The sequence below is a fragment of the Bdellovibrio sp. CKG001 genome (genome assembly GCF_055397465.1).
Genome location: NZ_AP029173.1, coordinates 2,153,103 through 2,178,257, shown reverse-complemented (window position 1 = coordinate 2,178,257; position 25,155 = coordinate 2,153,103). Strand labels below are relative to the sequence as shown.

Annotated in this window: 18 protein-coding genes; 12 read left to right on the top strand and 6 right to left on the bottom strand. The window is 50.3% G+C overall.

What is annotated here, in order from left to right:
* Positions 1-97 precede the first annotated feature (97 nt).
* Positions 98-1,462: an MFS transporter gene (locus ACZ50P_RS10425; RefSeq protein WP_464130985.1), complete on the top strand. Its 1,365-nt coding sequence runs from the start codon at positions 98-100 to the stop codon at positions 1,460-1,462.
* A gap of 122 nt (positions 1,463-1,584) precedes the next feature.
* Complete coding sequence (locus ACZ50P_RS10420; RefSeq protein WP_464130983.1) at positions 1,585-5,382, top strand: Ig-like domain-containing protein; 3,798 nt, start codon at positions 1,585-1,587, stop codon at positions 5,380-5,382.
* Here ACZ50P_RS10420 and ACZ50P_RS10415 read toward each other — a convergent pair.
* Together ACZ50P_RS10415 and ACZ50P_RS10410 are read right to left on the bottom strand one after the other, a co-directional pair.
* Complete coding sequence (locus ACZ50P_RS10415; protein ID WP_464130981.1) at positions 5,379-6,722, bottom strand: MATE family efflux transporter; 1,344 nt, start codon at positions 6,720-6,722, stop codon at positions 5,379-5,381. The two genes, ACZ50P_RS10420 and ACZ50P_RS10415, sit on opposite strands and share 4 nt — an antisense overlap.
* Complete coding sequence (locus tag ACZ50P_RS10410; RefSeq protein ID WP_464130979.1) at positions 6,709-7,269, bottom strand: NifU family protein; 561 nt, start codon at positions 7,267-7,269, stop codon at positions 6,709-6,711. The genes ACZ50P_RS10415 and ACZ50P_RS10410 overlap by 14 nt, the downstream gene beginning before the upstream one ends.
* A 179-nt stretch (positions 7,270-7,448) precedes the next feature.
* Between ACZ50P_RS10410 and ACZ50P_RS10405 the strand changes: the two genes are divergently transcribed.
* The 4 genes from ACZ50P_RS10405 to ACZ50P_RS10390 are packed head-to-tail and all read left to right on the top strand — an operon-like array spanning position 7,449 to position 11,244.
* The gene (locus ACZ50P_RS10405; protein WP_464117137.1) at positions 7,449-8,372 is read left to right on the top strand and encodes a class I fructose-bisphosphate aldolase; all 924 of its coding nucleotides are present in this window, start codon (positions 7,449-7,451) and stop codon (positions 8,370-8,372) included.
* A 51-nt stretch (positions 8,373-8,423) separates the two neighbouring features.
* The gene (gene lysS / locus ACZ50P_RS10400) at positions 8,424-9,902 is read left to right on the top strand and encodes a lysine--tRNA ligase (RefSeq protein ID WP_464117136.1); all 1,479 of its coding nucleotides are present in this window, start codon (positions 8,424-8,426) and stop codon (positions 9,900-9,902) included.
* Positions 9,903-9,952: 50 nt separating this feature from the next.
* Positions 9,953-10,801 carry a sulfurtransferase gene (locus ACZ50P_RS10395; RefSeq protein ID WP_464130977.1) on the top strand — a complete coding sequence of 283 codons (849 nt, stop codon included), beginning with the start codon at positions 9,953-9,955 and terminating at the stop codon, positions 10,799-10,801.
* Positions 10,792-11,244 carry a YiiD C-terminal domain-containing protein gene (locus tag ACZ50P_RS10390; RefSeq protein WP_464130976.1) on the top strand — a complete coding sequence of 151 codons (453 nt, stop codon included), beginning with the start codon at positions 10,792-10,794 and terminating at the stop codon, positions 11,242-11,244. The genes ACZ50P_RS10395 and ACZ50P_RS10390 overlap by 10 nt, the downstream gene beginning before the upstream one ends.
* Here the strand turns inward: ACZ50P_RS10390 and ACZ50P_RS10385 are convergent.
* The 3 genes from ACZ50P_RS10385 to ACZ50P_RS10375 are packed head-to-tail and all read right to left on the bottom strand — an operon-like array spanning position 11,178 to position 14,753.
* A complete protein-coding gene (locus ACZ50P_RS10385; protein WP_464130974.1) occupies positions 11,178-13,319 on the bottom strand; it encodes an ATP-binding protein in 2,142 nt (713 codons plus the stop codon). The genes ACZ50P_RS10390 and ACZ50P_RS10385 overlap by 67 nt on opposite strands.
* 56 nt (positions 13,320-13,375) lie before the next feature.
* Positions 13,376-14,272, bottom strand: a complete 897-nt coding sequence (locus ACZ50P_RS10380) for a trypsin-like serine peptidase (RefSeq protein WP_464130972.1) — start codon at positions 14,270-14,272, stop codon at positions 13,376-13,378.
* A gap of 1 nt (position 14,273) precedes the next feature.
* On the bottom strand, positions 14,274-14,753 hold the full coding sequence (locus tag ACZ50P_RS10375; RefSeq protein ID WP_464117131.1) for a hypothetical protein: 480 nt from the start codon (positions 14,751-14,753) through the stop codon (positions 14,274-14,276).
* A 262-nt stretch (positions 14,754-15,015) separates the two neighbouring features.
* Between ACZ50P_RS10375 and ACZ50P_RS10370 the strand changes: the two genes are divergently transcribed.
* The 5 genes from ACZ50P_RS10370 (at position 15,016) to ACZ50P_RS10350 (ending at position 20,743) form a co-directional block, all read left to right on the top strand.
* Positions 15,016-16,962 (top strand): TonB-dependent receptor domain-containing protein, encoded by a 1,947-nt coding sequence (locus ACZ50P_RS10370; protein WP_464130970.1) that lies wholly within the window; start codon positions 15,016-15,018, stop codon positions 16,960-16,962.
* Positions 16,963-17,134: 172 nt separating this feature from the next.
* A complete protein-coding gene (locus ACZ50P_RS10365; protein ID WP_464130969.1) occupies positions 17,135-18,454 on the top strand; it encodes an alkaline phosphatase D family protein in 1,320 nt (439 codons plus the stop codon).
* A 108-nt stretch (positions 18,455-18,562) separates the two neighbouring features.
* A complete protein-coding gene (locus ACZ50P_RS10360) occupies positions 18,563-19,312 on the top strand; it encodes a ParA family protein (RefSeq protein ID WP_464130967.1) in 750 nt (249 codons plus the stop codon).
* Positions 19,303-19,797 (top strand): hypothetical protein, encoded by a 495-nt coding sequence (locus ACZ50P_RS10355; protein WP_464130966.1) that lies wholly within the window; start codon positions 19,303-19,305, stop codon positions 19,795-19,797. Before ACZ50P_RS10360 ends, ACZ50P_RS10355 begins: the two co-directional genes overlap by 10 nt.
* A 136-nt stretch (positions 19,798-19,933) precedes the next feature.
* Positions 19,934-20,743 carry a S1 family peptidase gene (locus tag ACZ50P_RS10350; protein ID WP_464130964.1) on the top strand — a complete coding sequence of 270 codons (810 nt, stop codon included), beginning with the start codon at positions 19,934-19,936 and terminating at the stop codon, positions 20,741-20,743.
* A 2-nt stretch (positions 20,744-20,745) separates the two neighbouring features.
* Here the strand turns inward: ACZ50P_RS10350 and ACZ50P_RS10345 are convergent, their stop codons facing one another.
* Complete coding sequence (locus ACZ50P_RS10345; RefSeq protein ID WP_464117125.1) at positions 20,746-21,480, bottom strand: hypothetical protein; 735 nt, start codon at positions 21,478-21,480, stop codon at positions 20,746-20,748.
* Between the two features lie 197 nt (positions 21,481-21,677).
* Between ACZ50P_RS10345 and ACZ50P_RS10340 the strand changes: the two genes are divergently transcribed.
* Entirely contained in the window at positions 21,678-25,151 is a 3,474-nt protein-coding gene (locus ACZ50P_RS10340; protein WP_464130963.1) for an RCC1 domain-containing protein, read from the top strand.
* Positions 25,152-25,155 lie beyond the last annotated feature (4 nt).

The following is a 25,155-nucleotide window of genomic DNA, read 5'->3' as shown; positions in this document are numbered from 1 at the left end:
CGACAGGCACAAATTAAGTCTTTGAAATCGTCTTCAAATTTGTTTGTTGTTGGATAAACCTCCTGATCAAAATGATGTTGAATCAGGAGGGGATCTTATGACAGCCACTGCGGCCCAAACAACGGGTGTTGTCAATTCTGAAAAAAGCAAAATTTGGAAAGTGATCGGGGCCTCCAGCGCCGGGACTCTGATTGAATGGTACGACTTTTATATTTTCGGAAGCCTGGCCACAATCATCTCCTCTCAATTTTTTCCTAAGGGTCATGAAACGGTGGCGCTGCTAAGTACGTTGGCCACTTTTGCCACAGGTTTTATAGTTCGTCCTTTTGGGGCGCTGGTGTTTGGACGTGTCGGGGATGTGGTGGGGCGCAAGTATGCCTTTATGGTGACGTTGCTGATCATGGGGTTGGCGACAACGGCCATCGGGTTGCTTCCGGGCTATGAAAGTATCGGAATCCTGGCACCTATTTTGTTGTTGCTGCTGAGGCTTTTGCAGGGGTTGGCGCTAGGGGGTGAATATGGGGGAGCTGCGACTTATGTGGCAGAGCACAGTCCCGACGGGAAGCGGGGATATTATACCAGCTATATTCAAACGACGGCCACCTTGGGTCTTTTTGTTTCCTTAGGGGTGATTCTGGCGACACGATTAAGTCTTGGCGAAGAAACTTTCAGCAACTGGGGATGGCGCATTCCATTTTTATTGTCCGTGGTCTTGGTCCTGGTGTCTTATTTGATTCGAAGAAAGATGGAGGAATCCCCGGTCTTTAAACAAATGAAAGCCGAAGGGAAGGGATCATCCAGTCCTTTGCGTGACAGCTTTCTGCATCCGGAAAATCGCCGTCTGGTGATTCTGGCACTGTTTGGTGCCACCGCAGGCCAGGGGGTGGTGTGGTACACGGGGCAGTTCTATGCGCTTTATTATTTGCAAACTGTTCTGAAAGTGGATTTTGTCATCGCCAATCAAATCATCGCCGTGGCGCTGTTGTTTGCGACTCCATTTTTTGTGGTGTTTGGAGCTTTGTCCGATCGAATCGGACGCAAAAGCATCATGATGGCGGGCTGCTTGATAGCGGCTCTTTGTTATTATCCGATCTATAAGGCGATGGAGGCGTATTCAGGCTGGAATCCGGCAGAGCCCTTGGCGGCCGCCGTGAATCCGAATGTGGTGATGCTGACAGTGCTGGTGTTTATCCAGGTGATCTTTGTGACCATGGTGTATGGCCCTATTGCAGCGTTTCTGGTAGAGCTGTTCCCAACCCAGATTCGCTACACTTCGATGTCGTTACCATACCACATTGGGAACGGAGTTTTTGGCGGCTTGGTGCCTTTTATTGGGACAGCCATTGTTGCTGCGACAGGGAATCATTTTGCCGGTTTGATATATCCGATAGGGGTGGCCTTGATGACTTTTGTGATTGGAAGCCTCTATATTCGAGAAGATCGCAATGTGCGCTGGCATTAGTATCGGAATGAGAAGTAGACGCATGCATCACTGCGTTCCCTTTCTGTGTTAAAGGGTGAACATACTTCGAAAAGTCTCAGACTGAAACTAAACATGATTAGGATATAGCCGATAAGTTCATCATGCCAATGTGCAGATGGGGACTAAAGAAACTTTCGTCAGTTTTAGGGAATTTTATTTCCCTGTCCGCATTTGTTTTATTCCTGTCAGCGTGTTCCGAGCGCGACATCAAAATGGCCTTCTTGAACGGCACAACCAAAGGCAATCAAGGTGACTTTGTCATCGACACCGGCAGCGGTGGTGGAAGTGAGTTGTCCTCGGAAGGTGTGGGCCCTGTGGAGCTTAACATCACCTGCGACAAAGCCATCGACAAGATCGAGGTGGAAAATCCGCAGACCCGAGAATGGCGTGATGTCACAGAGCTGGCTTCCGGGACCGTGTTTGATTGTGCCACCAGCGGACAGGCAAAGTTGCAGCTGCCGTTGGAGCACGTGGCTCCTTATCAGGCACCATCCAAGCCTGGCGATATGGCTCAGGACTTTCAGATTCGCTGGCACGTCAAGGACCTGTTGGGTGAAGTGCAGGTGTTCTATCGCACTTTAACTTTGAAGTTCAAAGCACCGGAACTTTTGCTTGAACAAGCTGCAGACATTAATAGTGCCGCAGTGGGTGGTGGTTCCTATATGATCTCTGGAAGCTGTGCGGAATCCGGAGGGGTGGTGGTGATCACAGGTCCTTTCAGTGGATCACCGATTTCGGGCAACTGTGATGACAGCAAAAATTTTTCATTAGCGACACAGTACACGGGCGGTACCAGAACAGATGCGACCATCCGCGTGACACACTCTAAAGCCGGGGCTTTTCGGTCCTATTCAGAAGTGGAAAAGGTCGTCAAAGTCGATGTTGTTGAACCTACGGTGACAATGGAATCTGTCACGTCAGATCCGGCCAATTCAGTCATTGCGATCAAAGTGACGTTCAGTGAGCCGGTTCGTGATTTTAAGGCTTCTGATGTTATACTTTCCAGTGGTCAGGTCAGCGGATTTGGTGGCAGTGGGAACGTGTACACGTTCTCGGTCAGTCCTGCGAATCAGGGGCTCTTTACTGCGACTATTGAACAAGGCTCCATCTTTGATTTGGCGGGAAACCCCAATTCAAGTGAGGCCAATGTGACCCGCACCTTCGACAGTGTCAGACCGGCAGTGACGTTGGCGTCCGCGGCTCCCAACAACACCAGTTCGAATATTCCGGTGATTGTGACTTTCAGTGAATCGGTCACTGGCTTTACGGCCTCAGACGTCGTTGTGTCCAGCGGGACTGTGACAGGTTTCTCAGGAAGTGGAAAGAGCTACAGCTTTTCAGTGACTCCCACCAATCAAGGTGTCTTTTCTGTTTCAATTGCTGAGGGTGTGGCCGCCGACGTGGCTGGCAATACCAATACGGCTGCCACGACATTGACACGAAACTTTGATAGCGTCCAGCCGACGCTGACCTTGGCCTCGACCACCTCAGCTTCAACGAACACTTCGCCGATTCCGGTGGCCGTCACATTTAGTGAGTCCGTCAGTAACTTCACCGCATCAGATGTGGGCGTTACAAACGGAACGATCAGCGGTTTCACAGGCAGCGGGGCGAACTACAGTTTCTCCGTGACACCATCCGCTCAAGGGGTGGTGACCGTGTCTGTGGCTGCAGATGTCGCGACCGACGTGGCGGGCAATGGAAATGCTGCGGCCAGCTCGCTGACCAGAACATTTGATAGCGTTAAGCCGACAGTTTCTTTGACCTCAACGGCGCCCAGTCTGACAAATATCGCATCAATCCCGGTGACAGTCACCTTCAGTGAACCAGTCACAGGGTTTACCGCCGCAGATGTGACGGTCCTGGGGGGTACAGTCGGGACGGTGAGTGGCTCGGGCACAACTTACAACTTCACAGTGACGGCTTCGGCTGTAGGCAGTGTGGTTATCGACCTTCCTGCCGGGGGAGTCACAGATGCGGCAGGTAACACCAATGTTGCGGCCAGCACTTTGTCTCGCGTTTTCGACAACGTCAAGCCGACGGCGACGATCACCTCCACGGCGCCCGCAACGACCAATGCGGCGATTCCAGTGACGGTGACTTTCAGTGAAAGTGTCACTGATTTCACCTCTGCCGAAGTTGTGGTTACCAACGGTGTTGTTTCAAGCTTTAGCGGTACTGGAACGACTTACACGATGACGGTGACGCCGTCAGCTCAAGGTGCTGTGAGTGTGGCGGTCGGAGCATCCGTGGCCTTCGATGCGGCTGGAAACCCAAATACAGCAGCCACCACGCTGAATCGCACCTATGATTCCGTCGCACCGACCGTGACGTTGGCGACAGCCGCAGCCGCCAGTACGAACGCGGCGTTTTCAGTGACGGCCACCTTTAGTAAAAGTGTGACGGGCTTTGTTGCGGCGGATGTCAGTGTGACTAACGCAAGTGTAAGTGGTTTCTCGGGTTCGGGGACGACGTACTCTTTCACGGTGACTCCGACGGCCCAGGGTACGGTGTCAGTTTCTGTTGCGGCCTCTGTGGCAGTGGACTCTGTCGGTAATGGAAATGCGGCGTCTTCTTCCTTAACGCGAACCTATGACTCGGTCAAACCGACAGTGACGATGACGTCATCGGCCCCTTCGACAACCAACACAGCCATTCCGGTGACAGTGAGTTTTAGCGAAGCGGTTACCGGCTTTGCTTCTTCTGATGTCACGTTATCCAGTGGGACGATCTCTGGCTTCAGTGGAAGTGGTGCAAGCTATTCCTTCACCGTCACACCTTCTGTGCAGGGGATTGCAACCATCGGTATTGCAGCGGGCGTTGCACAAGATGCGGCCGGCAATACCAACTCGGCCGCGACGTCTTTGACACGCACGTATGATACGGTTCCACCAGTTCTTTCTTCGGTCAGTTTATCCTCGACAACTTATTTGAATCGTACGGCGGCCATTAATTTTTCAACTGAGGCCGGTGCTGTGGTTGAAGCGCGCATAGAAAATGCTGGAAACAGTGCTTTGGTCATGGATTGGCAGCAGGTGACGTCCGGCTTCTATCACAATACAACCACGAGTCCTGGAGCTGAGTATCGGTATGTGTTGCGGGCCCGTGATGTCGCTGGCAACGTCAGTGCGGATACGATAAAAACGATGTTCGCCTTTAGCTGTCCGAATGAATTTGTATACATTCATAATCCGAATGTTGCAGGTGTGGCGCCTTTCTGCGTGGGGCAGTTTGAAGCCAAAATGGTCGGAGGCGTGCCTCGCTTTATTGCAAGCTATACACCCAGTTCACTGAGTATGATGGATGCGACGGCAGCCTGTACGGGGATGGGAGACGGCTTTGATCTACTCTCTAACACCGAGTGGAATGCGATTGCGGATTTGATCGCACGTCAGGCGACGAATTGGACTTCAGGAACCGCGGGAACCGGAGTTTTACATCGTGGTGATACTCAGTCAGCGACGCCGACGGCGGCGAATGTGGCGGACTCCTGTGCTCCCAACACCTCGTCACTTTGTACCAGCAATGGACTTCGTCGCTTGCATTATCTACCCTATAATATGGCTATCTGGGATTTCGCCGGGAACGCGGCCGAAGTGATTAAAGATGCCGACTCTGTGGTTTATGCGGATGCAAGTTATCTGTATCCTTCGACGTCAACGGCTTACGCTTTGGATACAAAATACGGGACGACTTTGAGTTGTTCGGCTTCGGGCAGCCCGGACTATTGCGGATTTGGTAAAATCGACTTCACAAACACCAATGGGGGAATCAGCACGATTTGGCGCGGTGGTGCTGCTTATGATGGAAATACTGCCGGAGTCTTTGCGGCAAAAAGAGCCACCAACGCCGCAGGCACTTTGAGCAACGGCGGATTCCGCTGCGTTTATCGTCCTTAGACGATTAAGAATCGTTTGCTTAAAATGTGGAATCTCCACGTCAGAAGAACAGAAGCCAGGATCAAACCCATCAACAAGCCAATCCAGATGCCGACCGGCCCCACACCCAGGTGGAAAGCCAGCAGATAACCTGCGGGAAGTCCGATCACCCAATAGGCAAAGAACGCGATAATACTGGGCCACTGGGTGTCACTCATACCCCGCAAGGCACCAATCGCGACAGCTTGAACGCCATCAAAAATCTGGAAGATTGCGACCACGACAAAGAACTTTGCCGCCCAGGCGATCACATCCACATCCTTGACGTAGAATGTTGGGAACCATTCACGCAGGAAGAAAAAGCCCAGCGCACAAAGGCCCATGTAAGCTGCTCCCATTTTGATAGCGGTGAATCCGGCAAAGCGGGCGGAAGAATAATCCCCTCGGCCCAACTCATAGCCGACTCGAATGCTGCCCGCGATCCCGATCCCAAGGGTGATCAGGAAGCTGGTGCTGGCCAGGCTGATGGTGATTTGATGCGCGGCCAGTGGAGTTGCGCCAAACCAGCCCATCATCACGGCTGCTGAAGAAAAGGCCCCGACCTCAAAAATGTAGGTCATGCCGTTGGGGATACCCAAGCGAATGATATTTTTTAGAAGGTGATGGTCAAAGCGATGAGTCCAGCGCTCGGTCAGATACTTTTTAAAATGCGGATGGGCGTGAACGTAGAACACCATCATCAGTGCCATCACAGTGCGCGCAAAAAGCGTGGCATAAGCCGCGCCATTCAGGCCCAGCTTGGGAAAGCCATAGTAGCCATTGATCAACACATAGTTGCCGGCGATGTTGAAAAAGACACCAAACATCATCACGAACATGGCGACTTTGGTTTTTCCAATGCCATCCGTGAACTGCTTATAAGACTGATACAGCAAACTGGGGAAGACGGACCAGATGGTGATCTCAAAGAAAGCTGACCCCATCTCTAAAACTTCTGGTGTCTGGCCGAACAATTTCAGATTCGGCAGAAGTGCATAAAGAGCGGCAATCATCACCGCACTTAAGCCCGCGGCCACGATCACACTATGCCGCAGCAGAACCCCGCCATACGGATAATTTTCCTGCCCTTGCATGCGTGCAAACAACGCCGTCACCGGTGCCAGCATACCAATTCCAAAAAGCAGGAAAACGATAAAGACACTGCCCGCAAAGGCAGAGGCCCCCAGGGCAATAGATCCCAGAGCGCCCACCATGATGGTGTCGGCCAAAGTGATCAGGTTCTGGCCGACCTGGCCAATAACGATAGGACCTGAAAGTTTGGCTAAAAGCTTACTTTCGTGAACAAGTTTAGACTGAGACAACTTCTGAAATCTCCGGGAAAAGTTCCTTCATGCGTGTTTCGATGCCCTCTTTCAGGGTGATCGTGGAACTTGGGCAGCCGGAGCAAGCGCCTTTCATATGAATGTAAAGCACGCTGTTTTCATACTTATGGAAAACGATATCGCCGCCATCCAAGGCCACAACGGGGCGGATTTCGCGATTCAAAACAGACTTGATGTTGCGAACCATCGGGCTGTCGTTTTCATCGTCCTCTTCAGTTTGGATGAAGGAAACCACCACCGGCTCATCACGATCCAGATGTTCCTGAATCAGGCCGCTTAAAGGATGAGCCAAAAGCTCCCACTCCACCCAGTCCTGCTTGGTCACCGTGATGAAGTCCGGGCCTACGTAAACAGAGCTGGTCCAGGGAAAGCCAAAGATTTTGGCAGCCAGAGGAGAGCGGTCAGCCTCTTGCACTGTCGGGCAGTCAAAGCCTTCGTCCGTGACCTTACGGTGAAGCAGGAACTTCATCGTGGCTGGGTTCGGGGTGGATTCAAAACTGACCTGACTTTTTACGTGTGCACTCATAGGGACCTCTCAAGGGACAAGGAACATTATACCACAGAGGGTTTTCTGCCAAGCGTGTTAATCTCTGAGACGCGCTTGATTATATTAAAAAAACTCACTAAATTTACCGGCCTAAGGGAGTGTCTGTTCGGGCACTGCCTTACTAAACGTGAGTTCTTTTTTCATCAGAGGAGACCTAGATGACGCCAAGAGTTAGAGAGATTTTGAACTGGTACGGAGCTGACAACCCAGGAGTTTTGACGAACCTGGCTCGCCTGATGAATCACGGTAAGCTGAAGGGAACTGGAAAGCTCGTTATTTTGCCAGTGGATCAGGGTTTCGAACACGGCCCGGCTCGCTCTTTTGCGAAAAATCCAGATGGTTATGATCCAAACTACCACGTTGAGCTGGCGATTGAATCCGGTTGCAGCGCTTATGCGGCTCCACTGGGTGCGATTGAGGCGATTGCTCGCGACTATGCGGGCGAGATTCCTTTGATTCTAAAAATCAACAATTCTGATTCTCTTTACTCCAACAAAGCGCCGATCTCTGCATTGACGTCTTATGTAGACGACGCTTTGAGACTGGGTTGCGTGGGTATTGGTTTCACGATCTATCCGGGTTCTGCAGATCGCAAACAGCAGTACGAAGAAATCGCCAACGCGGCTCGCGCGGCGAAAGAGGCAGGACTTGTTGTGGTGATCTGGTCTTACCCTCGTGGTGAGCAGATCTCCAAAGAAGGCGAAACAGCGATTGACGTGGTTGCATACGCGGCTCACATCGCGGCTCAGTTGGGCGCGCACATCATCAAAGTAAAACCTTCCACAGCTCACATTGAACAAGCGGCTGCTGCGAAAGTTTACCAAGAACAAGGTATCAAAGTGACGTCCCAGGTGGATCGTACACGTCACATCGTGCAGTCTTGCTTCAATGGCAAACGCATCGTGATCTTCTCTGGTGGCGAAGCGAAAAGCACAGAGGATCTTCTGAAGGAAGTGGGCGAGCTGGCACAAGGTGGCGCGTTTGGTTCGATCATGGGCCGCAATGCCTTCCAACGTCCGAAGAAAGAAGCGCTTGAATTGCTACACAACGTGATGGAAGCCTTCGCCGGTAAAAAGCTATAAGCGCCGGTCGCACAAAGTGCAGGGGCCGTGGGCCCCGCAACTGGAGTAGATATGAGTATTAATGAAAATCCGCTCAGAGCGGAGAAACGTAAAAAACTTCATGCCCTTCGCGAGAAAGGCATCAACCCGTATCCCTATGTCTTTGAAAACAAGGCAAAGATTTCTGAAGTTGTTGCAGAACACGCAGCCACTTTGCAGGCGGGTGAAAAGAAGCCGGAATATTCTTACCGCATCGCCGGTCGTTTGATGACTTTGCGTATGATGGGTAAGGCGTCCTTCTTCAATATCCAGGACCAGACAGGCACAGTGCAGGTCTACGTGAAAGTGGAAGAGCTTTCCGAACAGGACCGCGCGGCGTTTGAATTGGTGGACCTGGGTGATATCGTCGGCGTCGATGGATATGTCTTTAAGTCGCAAAAAGGCGAGTTTTCCATTTACGTGAAGAGCTTCCAGATCCTGACAAAATCCATCGAACCACTGCCGGAGAAATTCCACGGGGTTCAGGATATCGAAATCAAGTATCGTCACAGACACTTGGACTTGATGACCGATGCGGACTCCCGCAAGGTGTTTGAAACCCGTTCCAAAATCATCAAGGAAGTTCGTCGCTTCCTGGATGACCGCGGCTTTATGGAAGTTGAAACACCGACGTTGCAGCCTGTTTATGGTGGTGCAGCGGCGACACCGTTCACGACTCATCACAAAGCTTTGGATATGAAGCTTTACATGAGAATCTCCCCGGAGCTTTATTTGAAGCGCCTGATTGTGGGTGGTTTTGAAAAGGTCTACGAGATCAGCAAAAACTTCCGTAACGAAGGTATCGACAGAACTCACAATCCGGAGTTCGCTTTGCTTGAGTTCTACGAGGCTTACACGGATTACAACTATCAGATGAAGCAGTTCGAAGAGCTGATTTCAGGCCTGGCGTTGAAAATCACGGGCAGCATGAAAGTGACTTATCAAGGCAAGGAAATTGATTTTACCCCGCCTTGGAGACGTCTGACGGTTCATGATGGCGTGAAAGAATACGCAGGGATTGATCCGGATAAAGCGACGGATGATGAAATCTTCCAAGCTATCCGCAAACACGGTGGCGATATCGACGAGCCCGGCAAACGTGGCGAAATGATCATGGAGTTGTTTGAGCTAACGGCAGAACAGCACTTGTGGCAGCCAACGTTTGTGATGGATCACCCGGTGGAGATTTCTCCACTGACTAAGATCCACCGCAGAGACAACCGTTTGGTGGAACGCTTTGAGCCTTTCGCCGCGTGCATGGAGATCGGGAATGCTTATTCCGAGCTGAATGATCCCGAAGATCAGTTGGCGCGTTTGAAAGAGCAGGAAGCCAATCGTTCCAAGGACGACGAAGCTCATCCTATGGATGAAGACTTCTTGTTGGCGATCGATGCCGGCATGCCACCGACAGGGGGTGTGGGGATCGGTATTGAGCGTATCGTGATGTTGTTAACTGATCGCCCAAGTATCAGAGACATCATCTTCTTCCCGACGATGAGAATCACTAAGTAATCCTGACAAGGGGAGCGTGAAGCTCCCTTTGTGCTTTTAAGAGGGTGTATATGAAAAAGTTCCTTTTCCTTTTGGCGATTGTGGGTCTGACAGCCTGCCAGGTGAAGCCGACGAAGGTGACTGTTGAAGAGCCTGTGATGGGTGAAAACGTCACAGCCGAGCGTCTGATGAAGCAAAATCCGGTGATTCTGGATGCGCGTCCTGCATTTGAATTCAACCTAGCGCATGTGCCTGGTTCCATCAATGTTCGTTGGGAGGATTTCTCTCAAGCCAATCCGCGCGCTCGTGGATTGTTGCAGGCGGATCTTTTTGCCTTGGCTAGGCGTTTGTCATTGGTGGGGGTAGATCCTGAAACACCGGTTGTGGTTTTAGGTAAAGGACCGCAAGGCGTCGGGGAAGAGGGGCGCATCGCCTGGACTTTGAAGGTTCTGGGGGTCAGGAACGTCTATACTCTTTTGCATACATCCTATCGTGAAATGAACACAAACCCGAACCGTGAAGTCCCTGCAGTGAAGAACAAACCTTACTGGAAACCAGAGGTTGCCGAAGGGCTTGTCGTAGATTTGAAAACCTTCAAGGCGGAGGTGATTCAAAATTCAAAACCGGTGGTGGTCTTGGATGTGCGTTCCAGTCAGGAATTCGCCCTTCGCAATATTTCGATGGAAAAGTCGGTGAAGGCGGCCGTTGTTAATATCGAATGGAAAGAATTCTTCGGTGAAAAAGGGCTTCCTGAGAAAAAGATTGAGCGTCTGCTTTATGAAAAGAACATAGCTAAAGACAGTCGTATTTTGGTTCTTAGCAATCACGGTGTGCGTTCTGGAGCCGTGGTGTATGCTTTGAATTATCTGGGTTATAAAAAGGCTGCCAACTTTGCCGGAGGCTATGAACAATGGAAGTAAACCCGCAAGAGCTGATTGCCATTCTGAAAGACAAGATTGCTCTTTATGAGCATCTTGGCATTACCGTGGAAGAGATCAGTGCTTCGCGCGTTCGCTTTAAAGTTTCCCTGGAAAAAAACCGCAACCACAAAGGCACGGCTTTTGGTGGAAGCCTGTATGCCAGCGGGGTTTTGGCAGCATATGCGTTGGCTTTGGCCGGGCTGAAGGCACATCAGATACCGACCGAAAATATCGTTATTGCCAAAGGTGAAATTCAGTATCTGCGCCCGGTGGATACGGATTTTGAAGTGGTCAGTGAATTTAGATCCACCCAGGAACAAGAAGATTTCTATAAGACTTTACAGACCCGTGGGCGAGTCCGCGGGTTGATTCGCACTCAGATACTGGGCGAAGGAGGCTCCTTAAAGGCTTCTTTGTTGGGTGATTTTGTCGTCAGGTTGTAAGCCAGGATATCCAGGATTTCAGATTTCTTCACGGGTTTAACGGCATAGGAATCGCAGCCACTGGCAAGGGCTCGCTGCAAATCTTCGACAACCGCTGTCGCTGTCAGGGCGATGATCGGGGTGTGAGTCCTCTTTTGTTCAGCCTCATAGTGCCGGATCATTTCAGTGGCCTTATAGCCGGTCATGATGGGCATCTGCATATCCATGAAGATCAGGTCGTATTTATTCTCTTTAAATTTATCAACGGCTTCCTGCCCGTTGACGGCTTCTTCGCAGTCAAAGGGCAGGCTTTTGAGGTAGTGGATCATCAACACCCGGTTGTCTTCAGAATCGTCCACCAGAAGGATGCGGAAGCGTTGCCCGCTTTTAAGTTGAGTCCAGACGGGGGAGGATTTGCTCTGCTTTTCGATATTGCTGGAAAAGTCCGGGCGATGGGGCAGGGTGATGCGGAACGTGGTTCCGCGTCCAGCAAGGCTTCTCATCTCCATGGTGCCGCCCATGATTTCCACCAGATTTTTTGAAATGACCAGACCCAGACCTGTACCGCCGTACTTGCGGGTGATGGTGGGGTCCCCTTGAAAGAAGGGTGAAAAAAGTTTGGACTGCTTTTCACGGGGGATGCCGATGCCGGTGTCCTGAACCTCGATCAAAAGTTTTTCAGCACCATCTTTGGTCAGATCCACTTTCACTGTGACAGATCCTTCGTTCGTGAACTTTAAAGCGTTCCCGATCAAATTAAAGAGCACTTGCCGTAGCCGGGTGGGGTCACCCCATTGCAAGGGGGGAACTTCTTTGGATAGGATCAGTTCAAAGTGCAGACCTTTTTCTTCCGCTTTGATTTGCAGGATTTCAAAGACACTGCGAACTGTGCTGTGAATGTTGTAACTGACATCTTCGACGGTCAGGGCCTTGGCTTCGATTTTTGAAAAGTCCAAAAGGTCGTTGATCAGAGCTTTGAGATTTTCCCCGGCATGACTGAACAAGGTCAGATAGCGTTCCTGATCTTTTGACAGCTGCGTTTCCCGCAGAAGCTCCAGCATGCCCAGAACTGAATTCAGAGGAGTCCGGATTTCATGACTCATTCGAGCCAGAAACTCGGACTTGGCGCGACTGGCCTCTTCGGCCTGTTCTTTGGCCGCCTTTAACAGTCGCTCAGTTTGGCTCAGTTCATGGATCTTTCCGATTAAGGTTGTGACGGCAGAGCCTGTGATTAAAGAACAGAAACACAAAGTCAGCAGTGTGGCGGGGTTTTGAATTTCGGTAATATTTGAAGACCAGGGCAGGTTCAGCATCTTAGGCAGAATCACAGTCAGAAAAACCACAAATGTGTTCACGGCTAAGGCGGCATAAAGCCCGTACCAGGCCGACGAGGCCAGCATCACAATGCCATAGACGTACCATGTTTTCGGCAAGTCTGTGGCGATCGCCAGGACAAACATCGAACTCAGAATGACAGCAAAGACCACTTTTTCTTTTTTGACCAGGCGATTCCAGTGCAGGGGCGGCAGAGCCTTAAAGGGAAAGAGCGACAGACCTTTATGGCTGAGCCAGGGTGATACTAAGATCAGCGCGGGAATGCTGATGAAAACAGCTCCTAAAAGATCGCCCACGGCGGTGGTGAGTGTATTCCAGAAAAAGACGGACCGGTTTTGAAAACCGGTGAGTGTGAAGATGCCCTGGATTGCGATCGAGCAAACGAGCGACGGAATGACCAGGCCATAGACAAAGTACAGACTAAGATTTTTGGGGCTGGGTTTCCATCCGCGGGAATCTTTGAAGCGCTCGCGAACCAGTACCCAGGACAAAAGAACTTCCAGAGTTTCTGGCAAGGCATAGAGGGGGTAAAGAGCTTTGTTGGGAATATCAAACAGAGTTATGGCAATCAGAGCGTTAACAAACACAGCAGAAAGAACGCGGGGCCCCCACCAAAGAGCCATGACCACGCCCAGGTTGATTGGAAAGTAGATCCAATACACCCCTTGAGTGGATTTAAAGGAGAGACTCAAGAGGGTGCCTGCAAATAAAATGAAGAACGGGACGACCCACGTCCACCCGGGCAATTGCTTCTCTTTCATGCCCCTTATTGTAGGGTCATTTCGGTGGGTGAAGCTAAAACGGAGAACTGAATCTGTTAAAGGTCAATGTGGTCAACTTTGAAGAAAGTTTCGCCAAAACAGGTGCCCGCAGCGCAAGTGTTAAAATTAAGGCAACCGCCTTCTTTTTGAATGCGGTAAATATCGTCTTCCAGAATATCATCCATTCCTCTGGATAAGATTCCCACAATTTCACCTTGTGAATTGATCAGGGGCGAACCCGAGCTGCCTTTAAAGGTGTCCACTTCGACCTTGAAGTTCATTCGACTTATGTCATTTGAAAGGACGGTCGCCACATCTTTTTTAAGCGGAAGTCCCAAGGGATAGGACAGGCTTAAAAGCTTGGTGCCTGCGGTTAAAGTCGCCGTGCTTTCTGCAATTTTCAAGGGGGTCACATCTGCAACGGGGCGATCCAGTTCTATGATCGCATAGTCCATGCCTTTGGTGCTCTGTTCAATTTTGAGGATCCTTTGGCATTTGTAGATTTCAGACTCAGAGATCTCAAGCGTGGTGGCTTTTTCCTGATCCCAGCCAAAGGCAAAGTGCGCCTCAGAACAACTATTTTTTGAATCCACACAGTGAGCCGCTGTCAGAACTTGGTTGGGGGAAATCAGGCTTGCTGTGCAGTAACCCAGCAAAGGCTGCTCTAAGAAGCGCTCATTGGGGCACAGGGGATAGGCCTGGGAAAGACGATAGGTTTTTAAGGCGTATCGGGTCGGAGAAAGATTTTTTAGCTTGTCCGGACTGAACATGGCGGCGACGGCTCGGGCAAAGGCAATCTCGGCCGTGTTTCGTGAAGATATCTCCTGCCGGGTGTCGCCTTTATAGATCACGGCTGTGGTGTCTATGAATTCAAGGGACGCCGTATCGGACTTCGGGGAGCAACCCGCAAGACCCAAAGAAAGCAAAAAGGCATGAGGCAGTAGGGATTTCATCTTACTTCTTTTCCGGACTGAGTCCTGCGACCTGGCCATTGATGGCGATAAAACCGTCTTCATGGGGACCTTTTTTCGGATTCAGATGCAACCAGTGAATGACGGCTCCGACAGGGGAATAACTGTCCTTGATAAAATCTCCGCAGGCGATGATTTCATCTCCATAGCGGAAGTCAGGAAGAGTGCCAAACTTGGTGTTGTAGATCACTTCCACGCGGTCGTCGATGGTGTTCATGTCTTTGTCCAGATCGACTTCGATATGAATGTGTTTTTGACGATCTTCGATCAGACGCACGGCGATCCCGCGCACAAAGGCTCGGGCCAGAAATTTGTTTTCGGTGAACTCTTTCCACGCGAGCACCTGACTTTCATTGAAGTCGATACGGTCTTTGCGATCGAAGCAGGCGGGAAGGCCCTTGGCGAAGGCGTTCGTGGATATAAAAAGCAGTACTAAAATCAAAGAGGAAAGGGCCTTATTCATAAGACGCCAATTTAGCAAAAAAAACGACAATTCGCTGACTTCAGTGTTCTGAAGGTAAAGCTTTCCAAGTCTGTCGAAGGCGTAGTCAGACCAAGGGAAAAACCTTTGGAGTCCAAGCTAGTTATTAGATAGGGGCTCGTTTTATCATCTTGTTTTCCCTTGAATTTCCGTTCTTTTTCAATCAACCCCTGACAGGGGGGAATCGTTGTCAACCAGGGTGCTTAGGCACTAAAGAAAATTCCATTATTGAGGAGTTTTACGAATGAAAACAACGATGGCTATTAAAAGCCTTATTCTCGCATCTGTTTTAAGTCTGCATGGGATGGCCTGGGCTCAGGACTCTGCCAGTCAGGTATCCGAACTGGATGCGGTGGTTATCAAAGACGATCAAGAGCTTAAAACCCGCACCACTTTGCGTGCAGAGCGAATTGAACAAACGCAGGCCGAAGACATCAAGGAATCTTTAAAAGGGGTTTCCGATGTGATGGTCGGTGGAGGTCAGAAGAGCGCTCAAAAGGTTTACGTTCGTGGTGTCGAGGACACTCAGTTGAATGTGACTGTCGATGGGGCCCGTCAAAGTGGTTACCTTTTTCATCATCAAGGCCGCTTAAGTGTTGATCCCGAGCTGCTGAAGAAAATTGACGTGGATGCTGGAACAGGCAACGCACTTTCCGGGCCGGGAGCTTTGGGGGGAGCCGTTCGTTTTGCAACCAAAGATGCGGAAGATCTTTTACTGCCAGGACAACGCTATGGCGCTTTGGTGAAAGCCCGCTATGCAACGAATGCCGACGAAAAATGGGCAAGTCTGGGCTTTTTTGGTAAACCTTTGGATAACGTCAGCTTCCTTCTGTATGGAAATTTCGCAGAGTCCGGCAACTATCACGCTGGCGGCGGAGATGGCGTTGGGTTTACCGCAGGTAAACCGAAAAGTGGCCTGGGAAAAATCGTTTTCACACCAAGCAATGAACAAAAGCTGACGTTGTCCGCCAACGTGCGCGAGGACAATGCCCGTCGTTCGTTGCGCAATCACTTTGGTGATCTGCCGTTCAATCCCCCGAACGATCAGGAATTCGGCAATCAGACCTATACTTTGCAACACACTTACAATCCGACGACCCCTTGGGTGAATTTGCGTTCTGAAGTCTATACGACATCAACCAAGATGAGTCAGGAAACAACCACTGCCAAATCTGAAGCGGAAGCGAAAAGCTTCGGTGGGCAGATTTCCAATAAAATGGTTCTGGGTTCTTTGAATTCAGTCACGGTGGGGACGGACTATAACGTGGACCGTTCCGAGGGGCATCGTGCAACCGGCACGGAGTCTGAAACCGGTCGCATCTTTGGTTTGTTCACTCAAGGGGTTTACCGTCCAGCACCAGTTTGGACTTTGACGGCGGGTCTTCGTTACGACAACTATGAGCTGGAAGATGTTGCCAGTGAAAAACTGAATTCGCATCACCTCAGCCCCAACGTGCGCGTGGGTTATCAGTTTAATCCGGTATGGTCGGCCTATGCGTCGTGGTCTCAGGCCTTCAAGGGCGCAACTCCGATGGAAGCCTATGTGATGAGCGGTGTGAAGGGGGTGGCTCCGGTCAGCAATCTGAAAGGGACAACCGCCGATACGTCAGAACTTGGCGTGACAGCCCAAGTACAGGGGTTGACCGTGAGCACCGTGGTATATCACACGGTGATGCGTGATGTGATCCAAGTCAGCACCAATCGCACGACGGGGATTATGACTCGCTCGAATGCTGCGGATGATTTGAAGTTCCAGGGTGTGAACTTAAATGCGAACTATGAGTCTGGCGACTATGTGATCCGTGGTGGATATTCCCACAATAAGTCGGAATACGGCAGTGAACCATTGGGTTATGCTGTTTCCACGAAAGGCAGCGCCTTCGGTGATCGTTTTGTATTCGGTGTGGACTACAAGCTCAGTCGGTACAACGTACTTCTGACTTGGGACAGCCTGGTCGCGATGGAGCTAACGGACGTTCCTTCTGGCTCTGTTGAACAGCCGGGATATGATATTCACGACATCGCCGCAAGCTGGATGCCGAATGAAAGAACTCGTGTGGGTATTTCTGTGCTGAACATCTTCGATAAAAAGTATGTCGCACAAGGAACACCTTACCAAGTTCAAGGCGCCTTGAATCCGATCTTTGAGCCGGGTCGTGATGTGCGCTTGACGGCGAGTTATTTGTTCTAGTTTGCGAAGAAAGAATTTAGGAAAGTGTGAGCCCCACAGTCGGTGATTGTGGGGCTTTTGGTTCTGAAGCGGCAGTTGCCTATGCATAAAGGCAGGGGTTTGTGTCTCGGCCATCACTGTTTTTTACCCAAGCATCTCCACAAGAAGCGATTCTTGCCGCGATGATAGTGCGATGAACACCTCTCGTCGCAAGTTCTTGGAGAATGCCACCAAATCCCTGCTGATATACACAAGCCTCCCTGCGGGGCTTGCAGCGGGTGGTAATGAATATCAATCAGATCTTTACACGGGGGTGATTCCTGTTTGTCAAAATATGACCAACGAAATATCCGCTCAATTCACAGTTCTGACAGAAGGCAAAAATCCCTATGCCTATCGGGTGAAGGATCTTCAGGGTAAGGATTTGTCGATCAGAAAATGGGATGAAGAGCATCGCAAGGACTCCTGGTACGGTATTGACAAGTTAATCGTGGAAAAACTGCAGGCTGACCAGCTGTACCGCCTGCAGGTCATCGATAAGGATCGTGGCAAAGTTTTGGATGAAAGGATCTTTAAAAGTCTGCCGCTGAATCGCAAGAAGAAGCTGCGCTTTGCGATCATCAGTTGTTCCTGTGATTTTTATCACCACCAGAATAGCAATATGTGGGACCGCCTGTTTGCGGAACTTCCTGAAATGGTGTTTGTCTTGGGGGATTCCTGTTATGTGGACCTGGGCAGTGACGGCAGCGAAAGGGACCTTTGGCGGCGTCACTGTGAAACCCGCATGACCTTGGCACACTTTAGACAACCTCGCCTGATTCCCACCCTGGCGACCTGGGATGATCACGATTATGGTGAAAACAACCAGAACAAGTACTATTCATTAAAAACACTATCCAAAAGAATCTTTGAATGTTTTTTCGGTTCTATGCCAGTGGCTGGATATCAAAAAGGGCATGGAGTCGGGGCGGTGCTGACGGGATTTGGGCAGCGATTCTTTTTGATGGACGACCGCTATTTCCGGGACGAGCCCCATAGCGGCGGAATGATGTGGGGGAGCGCACAGCAAGAATGGTTGTTGGCAAGCCTGAAGGAAAATGACAAGCCCTCGTGGTTGATGAATGGCAGTCAGTATTTTTCATCCTATGTGGGAAATGAATCCTTTCAAAAGGAATACATGAGAAATCTGGCGGATCTTACAGGTAAGTTGCGTAAGACCGAGGCTCCTGTGGTTTTCGCTTCTGGAGATGTGCACTTTAGTGAAGTGTTGCGAATCGAACCCGAGCTTTTGGGGTATCGCACCTATGAATTTACTTCCAGCGCCATGCACAGTCTGAATTATCCGACCAGTTGGTATATGCGAAATGCCCGGCGAGAAGTGCATACGTGGAAACATAATTTTATGATTATGAATTCTGAAGTTCTTAGTGGAGGAATAAAAACAGACAGCTACTGTCTCGGGCGCCGAGGGCAAAGACTTCTCAGTCATAGTGGGATCGTTCGTCGGGGTTAGAGAGTTTTTTTTCTGCGTGCGTCGTGAATTCAAATCACGCTTCCCATATTTTCAAAAATAGCTAGACTTACGTATTGAATATCTATCATTCCACGAAGGGAATAGTGCATGGGCAGCGTAGTATCATTCATCAATCAAAAAGGTGGCGTGGCAAAGACCACCACAGCTATTAATGTGGCCTCTCAATGGGCTAAGGAAGGCAAGAAAGTTCTTCTGATCGACTTGGACCCGCAGTCTTCTGCAACACGGGCGATCTTCGGCGATGAAGACTTTGAAGACACCATTTACGACGTCATCACCGGCGAAGTGGAAGCTCAAAGTGCCGTGGTTCATTCTCCGTCGTTTGGCTTTGATGTGATCCCGTCTGAAATTATGCTGAGCGGTATTGAAATCATTCTTTCTTCCAAATTTGGCCGCGAAAGCATCCTGAAAAGGGCCCTTGCGGAGATTAAAGAAGAATATGACATCGTTGTGATTGATTGCTCACCATCCCTGGGTCTTTTGACTGTGAATGCATTGATTGCTTCCAAGGACATCGTGATTCCGATCTGTCCGGAATACTTCTCTTTGAAGGGGATTGATCTGATCCTGGATACTTTGAAAAACATCAAAGCGGGCCTGGGGCATCAGATCAATGTGCGTGGTATCATTATTTCCAAATACCGCAACCGTCGTATTGTTGAAAAGGTCATCAGTGATCTGCGCACGAACTACACGATTCCGGTCTTCAACAATTATATCCCGGAATCTATCGCCGTCGAAGAAGCTCATCACAAGCATTTGCCAGTAAATGAGTTCTCTCCGAAGAACCCGGCAGGGTTGGCATTGGCCAATCTGGCACAGGAAATGTGGGCTTGAAGAAGCACAATCCCCTGTTTTTAGATTCAACCCAACCCGTTGGTGATAAGGTGATCACCAACGTGGAGCTTTTGGATGCAAGCTTGCAGGCAGGGGCCGCTTTTTATATTGAAGTCACGGACAGCTTCGGTTTTGTGCAAAAGCACGCATTGAAAATGATCTCCACAAAAAAATCAGTGCGCTACTGTACAGAGCTTTGGTTGAATAACAGCGAAGTGATTCAGTACAGGTTTATGATGGTTGCATCGGGGACTGAACTGCAATCATCGCCGATGAAAGAATCTTTAGCCGGTCATTCCATATCTGAAAAGTGGGACCCGTCGGGTCTTCCGGCGGCGCAATCTGTCAGGGGTAAACCGAAAGGGGCTCCGAAAAAAGCAAAGACCACAGAAATAAAAAAGGTGTCCTCCAGTAAGGGGCAAGGATCTTTGGTGGCAGCGCAAGATTATCAGCAGATGAAGTTCCTGCTGGGAGAGCTTGAATAATTCCTTAAAATGCAATAGCTCGTTACGGAGCTGACGAACTTTCAGACATCGAACAATAAACGTCACCTTGTATATTTTTACCCAATTCCCTTTGAAACTCTGGTAAAACTAGGTCTTCCAAATCAAGAGGTCGACCATGTTTAAAAAGTTCTCTTTGACAATATTAGCGGCGGCAATGCTGGTAGCTTGTGCTCAGCACAATACGGCAGAGGTTCTGACAGATGAATCACAAACCGGTGTTATCGGCGGCCAGAAAGTCGAGCAGGGCAGTGTGGTGATGACTTCCACGGTAGGTCTTTATGACGAGATGACGGGGTCTCTTTGCACCGGGACTTTGATTTCCAGAGAATTGGTTTTAACAGCCGCCCACTGTGTGACGCCGGGTTCAACCGGGTTGATGGTTTTTTTCACCAACGATGTTAAAAATATGAACTCTTACAACTCACAGTATGCGATCAAAGCCCTGCGACACGAAGACTATGATCGCAACCGCAGAATAGACACTGCTGATATTGCCCTGGTTCGTATTAGGGATACTTATTTGCCCGTAGGCTACAAGCCAGCAGCTATTTTGGAGGACTTCACCTCGTTGAAAGATGGCGGCGAGGTGGTGGTTGCGGGTTATGGTTTGAATTGGGCCTTAGGTGTGAAGAAGGGTGCTGGCATTCTGCGCACAACTAAATTGAAAATGAGTCAAGCCCGTCACGGGCAAACCGAGTTGATGTTAAGCCAATCCCTGAAAAAGGGAGTGTGTAGTGGGGATTCCGGTGGCCCGGCCTATGTCGAAAGGAATGGTCAGTTGTATCTGGCAGGAGTTGCCAGCCGCGGGGATGCGGCTGTGATGTTGCTCAGTCCAAAGTGTGACAAGTTCTCGATCTATTCACGAGTGGATGCTTATATGACTTGGATCAAAGAAACTTCAAATAAGTTGATGTCCAAGAAATAAGACTATTTCGGCGCACCCGCTTCAATCCAGCGCTTCATATAATCCAGTTCTTCCGCCGTCAAAGGGGGAAGAATTGTTTTGCCTCTTTGGGGTGGCATAAAGCGTTTGTTCATACCTGGTACGGTGACCTGATAAAGAATACTGTCCTCGGCTGTTTCCGCCAGAAGGTTGCGGTCATGCAGGTTCTCCACCTCATCCAAAACAGTGCGTTTGGCAGTTTCCGCCGTATGGCAGACCATGCATTTGGGCTGCAGGATTTCTTTTTTCAGATTGGCATAGCTGAGCTCTAATTTTTTCAGATCTGTTTTGATTTTTTCTTTCGGAGCTTCCGCGCCCGCACAAGCAGACAGATCGCCAACTTTTTGTGTCGAAACACGACTGTGCAGTTGATCCTCCAGCCATGTTTCCAGAATTTGCTTTTCACAGGAATTCAGAGGGCTGTAACCACCAGAACGTGGTGGCATGGTCCCGGCATGAATCACATCCAGGATTTCTGTTTTTTGCGCCAGCACTTGAGTCGCCGTTCCCATGGCTCGAGCACCCGAAGAATGGCACTCCAGGCAGGTTCTGAGAGAAGTTTGTTTTACGACTTCAAAGGACAGCTCTTTGTTTTGAAAAGCCTTGGCAAAGCTCAGCTCAGCACCGCCGGTCTTAAAAAGACCCAACTCTTCCATGGGATAGCTGCAACCCACCAATGAAAGCCCCACAACCAATACTGACAAAAGGTTCTTTTTCATAATGGGCGCTGTTTTATCAAAAAACAGCGCTCAGGGGGAAGTGATTTAGTGCCAAAGTATAAAATACAGCGGCTGTCTCAAATCAAGACAGTCGAAGTTGTTCCATCGAACGGAATTAAGGGGGCCAAAGAGTTCAGTGCACAAGGGCAGAAACCGAAAAGTATTAGGGTCTGTCCTTAGGAGTACACTTGGAGCGTTTGAGGTCACCTTTAGTTCTTTGGATTATCATGGCGCTGTTGGCGTCGGGTTGCACCTTGGATGCTGATCTGGAAGACCTTTTGTCTAAACGGGAGGTTGAAGATCTTCCCCTGGGAACCTTTCCGATAGATAAAATCACGCCACTTTTCCAAGACGACTTCAATCGTTCTGACGAGCCTCTGATCTCCAATACAAAATGGATGAGTTCTCCGTTGGGGGAATCCTTCCTGATAAATCAAGAGCTGAATGTAGCTGAAAACTCCGGGCTCGTGGTGGCGGCTCCTAACAATCCCGTGGCTTTTGCTGACCTTGCCAAAACTTATATTGAGACTTCCGTTAGAATGGATGGATCTCAGGATCAGGTCTTTTACCTCTTGCCTTACTTTAAGGCGGCCACAAGCGAAATGATTGGTTGCTTTTTTCAGTACTCAGGTGGGACTTTTAAGGTCATTGTCGGATCCGCCGCGAATCTTGCGACTCCTTCTTTTGAATTGTCGGGATACCCGTGGTTGGCAGTGAACTATGTTGGCTGTGAGGTGGATCAAAGCACCGGTGTTGTGTCTGCTTACTTGAATTCTGTGAAACTGGCGGAACGCAGTCAGGTTTCAGTGCCAGCAGCGGCGGACTCTGTGCCACTCATCGCAGGGGGCGGGAACGGCATGGTCTTGGACGATGTAAAGGCCTTTGCTTCATTTCACGAGGGACGGGAAGAGCGCTCAGGGGATCTGCGAATTTATAATGCCCCTTTCGTCGGCTATTATGACAACGAACTGGCGGCCTTCAGTCTTCAGGGGTACTGCTCTGAAAATGGTGCCACCGTTCAGGTCAAGGATGTTTCTGGAGAGTTCCAGGCCCCCTCCGTCGTCTGCGTGGACAATCGTTTTGTGATCCCTTTGGATTTAACAAACGGTTCCCGATTCAAATACGGAATCAACCAACTGCGCATCGAATACACCATGGCGGCCGGGATGCAAGAGCACCTGTGGTATTTCTATCGCAAGGACGGAGTCTTCCCCGCCAGCCGAATCTTGGCGTCGTTCACGAAGCCGTCGGATATGGTCTTGGAAGGAAACTCCGCGAGCACTCAGCAAATTGAGGTGGTCCTGAATCAACCTGCAGCCGTGGATGTCACGGTCAAGTATGCTTTGTCGGGTGTTTCATCCACGGCACAAAATCCAACGCATCACAATCTGCCCGCAACGGGGACTTTGGTTATTCCTAAAGGTCAAAAAAGTGGGATGATTCAATACACCTATAAAGGGGATGCCGCCGCAGGCGGATCGAAGATCCTCCAGGTGGCCATCGTGGATTTGTCTGGCCCGGGCTTAAGAACTCGGATGGGGAAATATCAGATCATAAGAAGGTTTGTTCGTGATGAAGAGTCGCCCTCGGTGGTGCAGATCAGTGCGGGGCTGGCGCAAAGCTGTATGTTATTCGATAATGGACAATTAAAATGCTGGGGTGCAAACGCTGCGGGACAGTTGGGCGATGGCACGCTGATAGATCGAACAGCGCCAAGTTTGGTTGCCGGTGGTGGTCTTTATAGTTACGTCAGCGTGGGGCAAGATCACACTTGTGCTGTCCTTCTGAGTGGTGATTTGCAGTGTTGGGGGCAAAACTTAGGTGGCAAGCTGGGCGATGGCACGGGGACGGATCGATTGGTGCCGACGGCCGTGAACGACACTGCGAAATATACAATGGTCGCATCCTCGATATCACATACATGTGCAGTGACGACCGCCGGAGCTATTAAGTGCTGGGGCAGTACTTTCGGTTACAGCCCCACGCTGGTTAGTGGCGCGGAAACCTACTCAATGGTGACTGCAGGCGAGTCCCACTCCTGCGGCATTACAACTGGCGGCTTTGTGCGATGCTGGGGTGAAAATGGAACTTCGCAGCTGGGGGATGGAACCTCTACGGATCGCATAACTCCCACGCCGCTTCTGGACGCTGACAGATACTCTGTTGTGACTGCGGGTAAAGACTTCACTTGCGGGATTACTGAAGCCGGTAAAGCCAAGTGCTGGGGTAATGGTGGGAATCTTGGGGCGGGGGCCCGTCCTAATTCCGCAACGCCCGTTGAGGTCAGTGGAGGGGATCTGTACGATCGCATTTCAGCGAATTGGCAGTATACCTGTGGTATCGGGCGGCAGGATAAAAGAATTCGCTGTTGGGGATATGATCAAGGTGGAAACCTCGGTAAAGAAAAAAGTCCCACGTCGGTTCAGGTGCCAACATTGACGAGTGATGAGGATCAGTTCGCATTTATTGCCACGGGACCTCAGGTGGGCTGTGGGATCACAGTTGCAGGAGTACCAAAGTGCTGGGGACGAAACATCAATTATAATCGCGGTGATGGTTTTAGGGCCTTGACCCCACAGCGAGTGTTGACCTCTGAAAAGTTTAAAAGCGTTTGGGCGGGTTGGGACACGACATGCGGTGTTTCGACTCAAGGAAAGGCCTATTGCTGGGGTAGCAATGTATTCAATCAGATCGGTGATGGATTGTCCAGCAATCGCGGTGCGCCTGTCGCAGTGGAGGGGGCTGACACCTACAAAGCGGTGGCCACTTCGCAGTACCACTCTTGCGGGATATTGGAAAATGGACTGGCGAAGTGCTGGGGGGCGTCTACCGGCGACGGTCTGATTGGGGACGGAACATCAACGACAAGATCTAAACCCGTGCCGGTCAAAGACAATCATTTGTTTGCGTCGTTGGAAGTTGGCAACAATCATAGCTGTGGGGTGGACTCGCAGGGGTATATCCGGTGCTGGGGTGCGAATTATATGGGTCAGCTTGGAATTGGGTCTTTAAGCAGTCAAAATGGACCGGCTGTCGTTGGTGCAGAACTCTATCAACAAGTCAGTGCGGGTGGGATTCACACCTGTGCCCTAAATACTGCGGGAAAAGCTTATTGCTGGGGTGGTAACACAGCAGGGCAGTTGGGTGACGGCACGGCTGGGTTGGGAACGCACAAAACTGTTCCGACCGCAGTCAGTGGCAGTGATGATTTCAAAGTTGTTTCAAGTGGTGGATTCCACACCTGTGGTATCACAACGGCAGACCTGGTGAAATGTTGGGGGCAAAATTCCATCGGAGAATTGGGGGATGGAACTTTGATCGGCCGCTACGTCCCCACCGCCATTGTCGGAGCAACCACTTACAAAATGATCGATGCTGGTTATTCACACACGTGCGCAATCACTGTTGCTGGAACTGTGCAGTGCTGGGGCAGTAATACCCACGGGCAGTTGGGGAATGGAACCAACATAAACAGCAGTTCTCCCGTGGATATTTCTGACGGTGCTCGCTATAAAATGATCTCGGCGGGGCATACTTACACCTGCGGAGTTACAGAGGCCGACGAGCTGAAATGTTGGGGAGGGAACGCCAATTTTGAGGCGGACCTTGATAAGCTCGGTCTGGGAAGCAGCCCCGTCAACAGTACAGCGCGGCCAGTAACCGCACCGTAAGGTC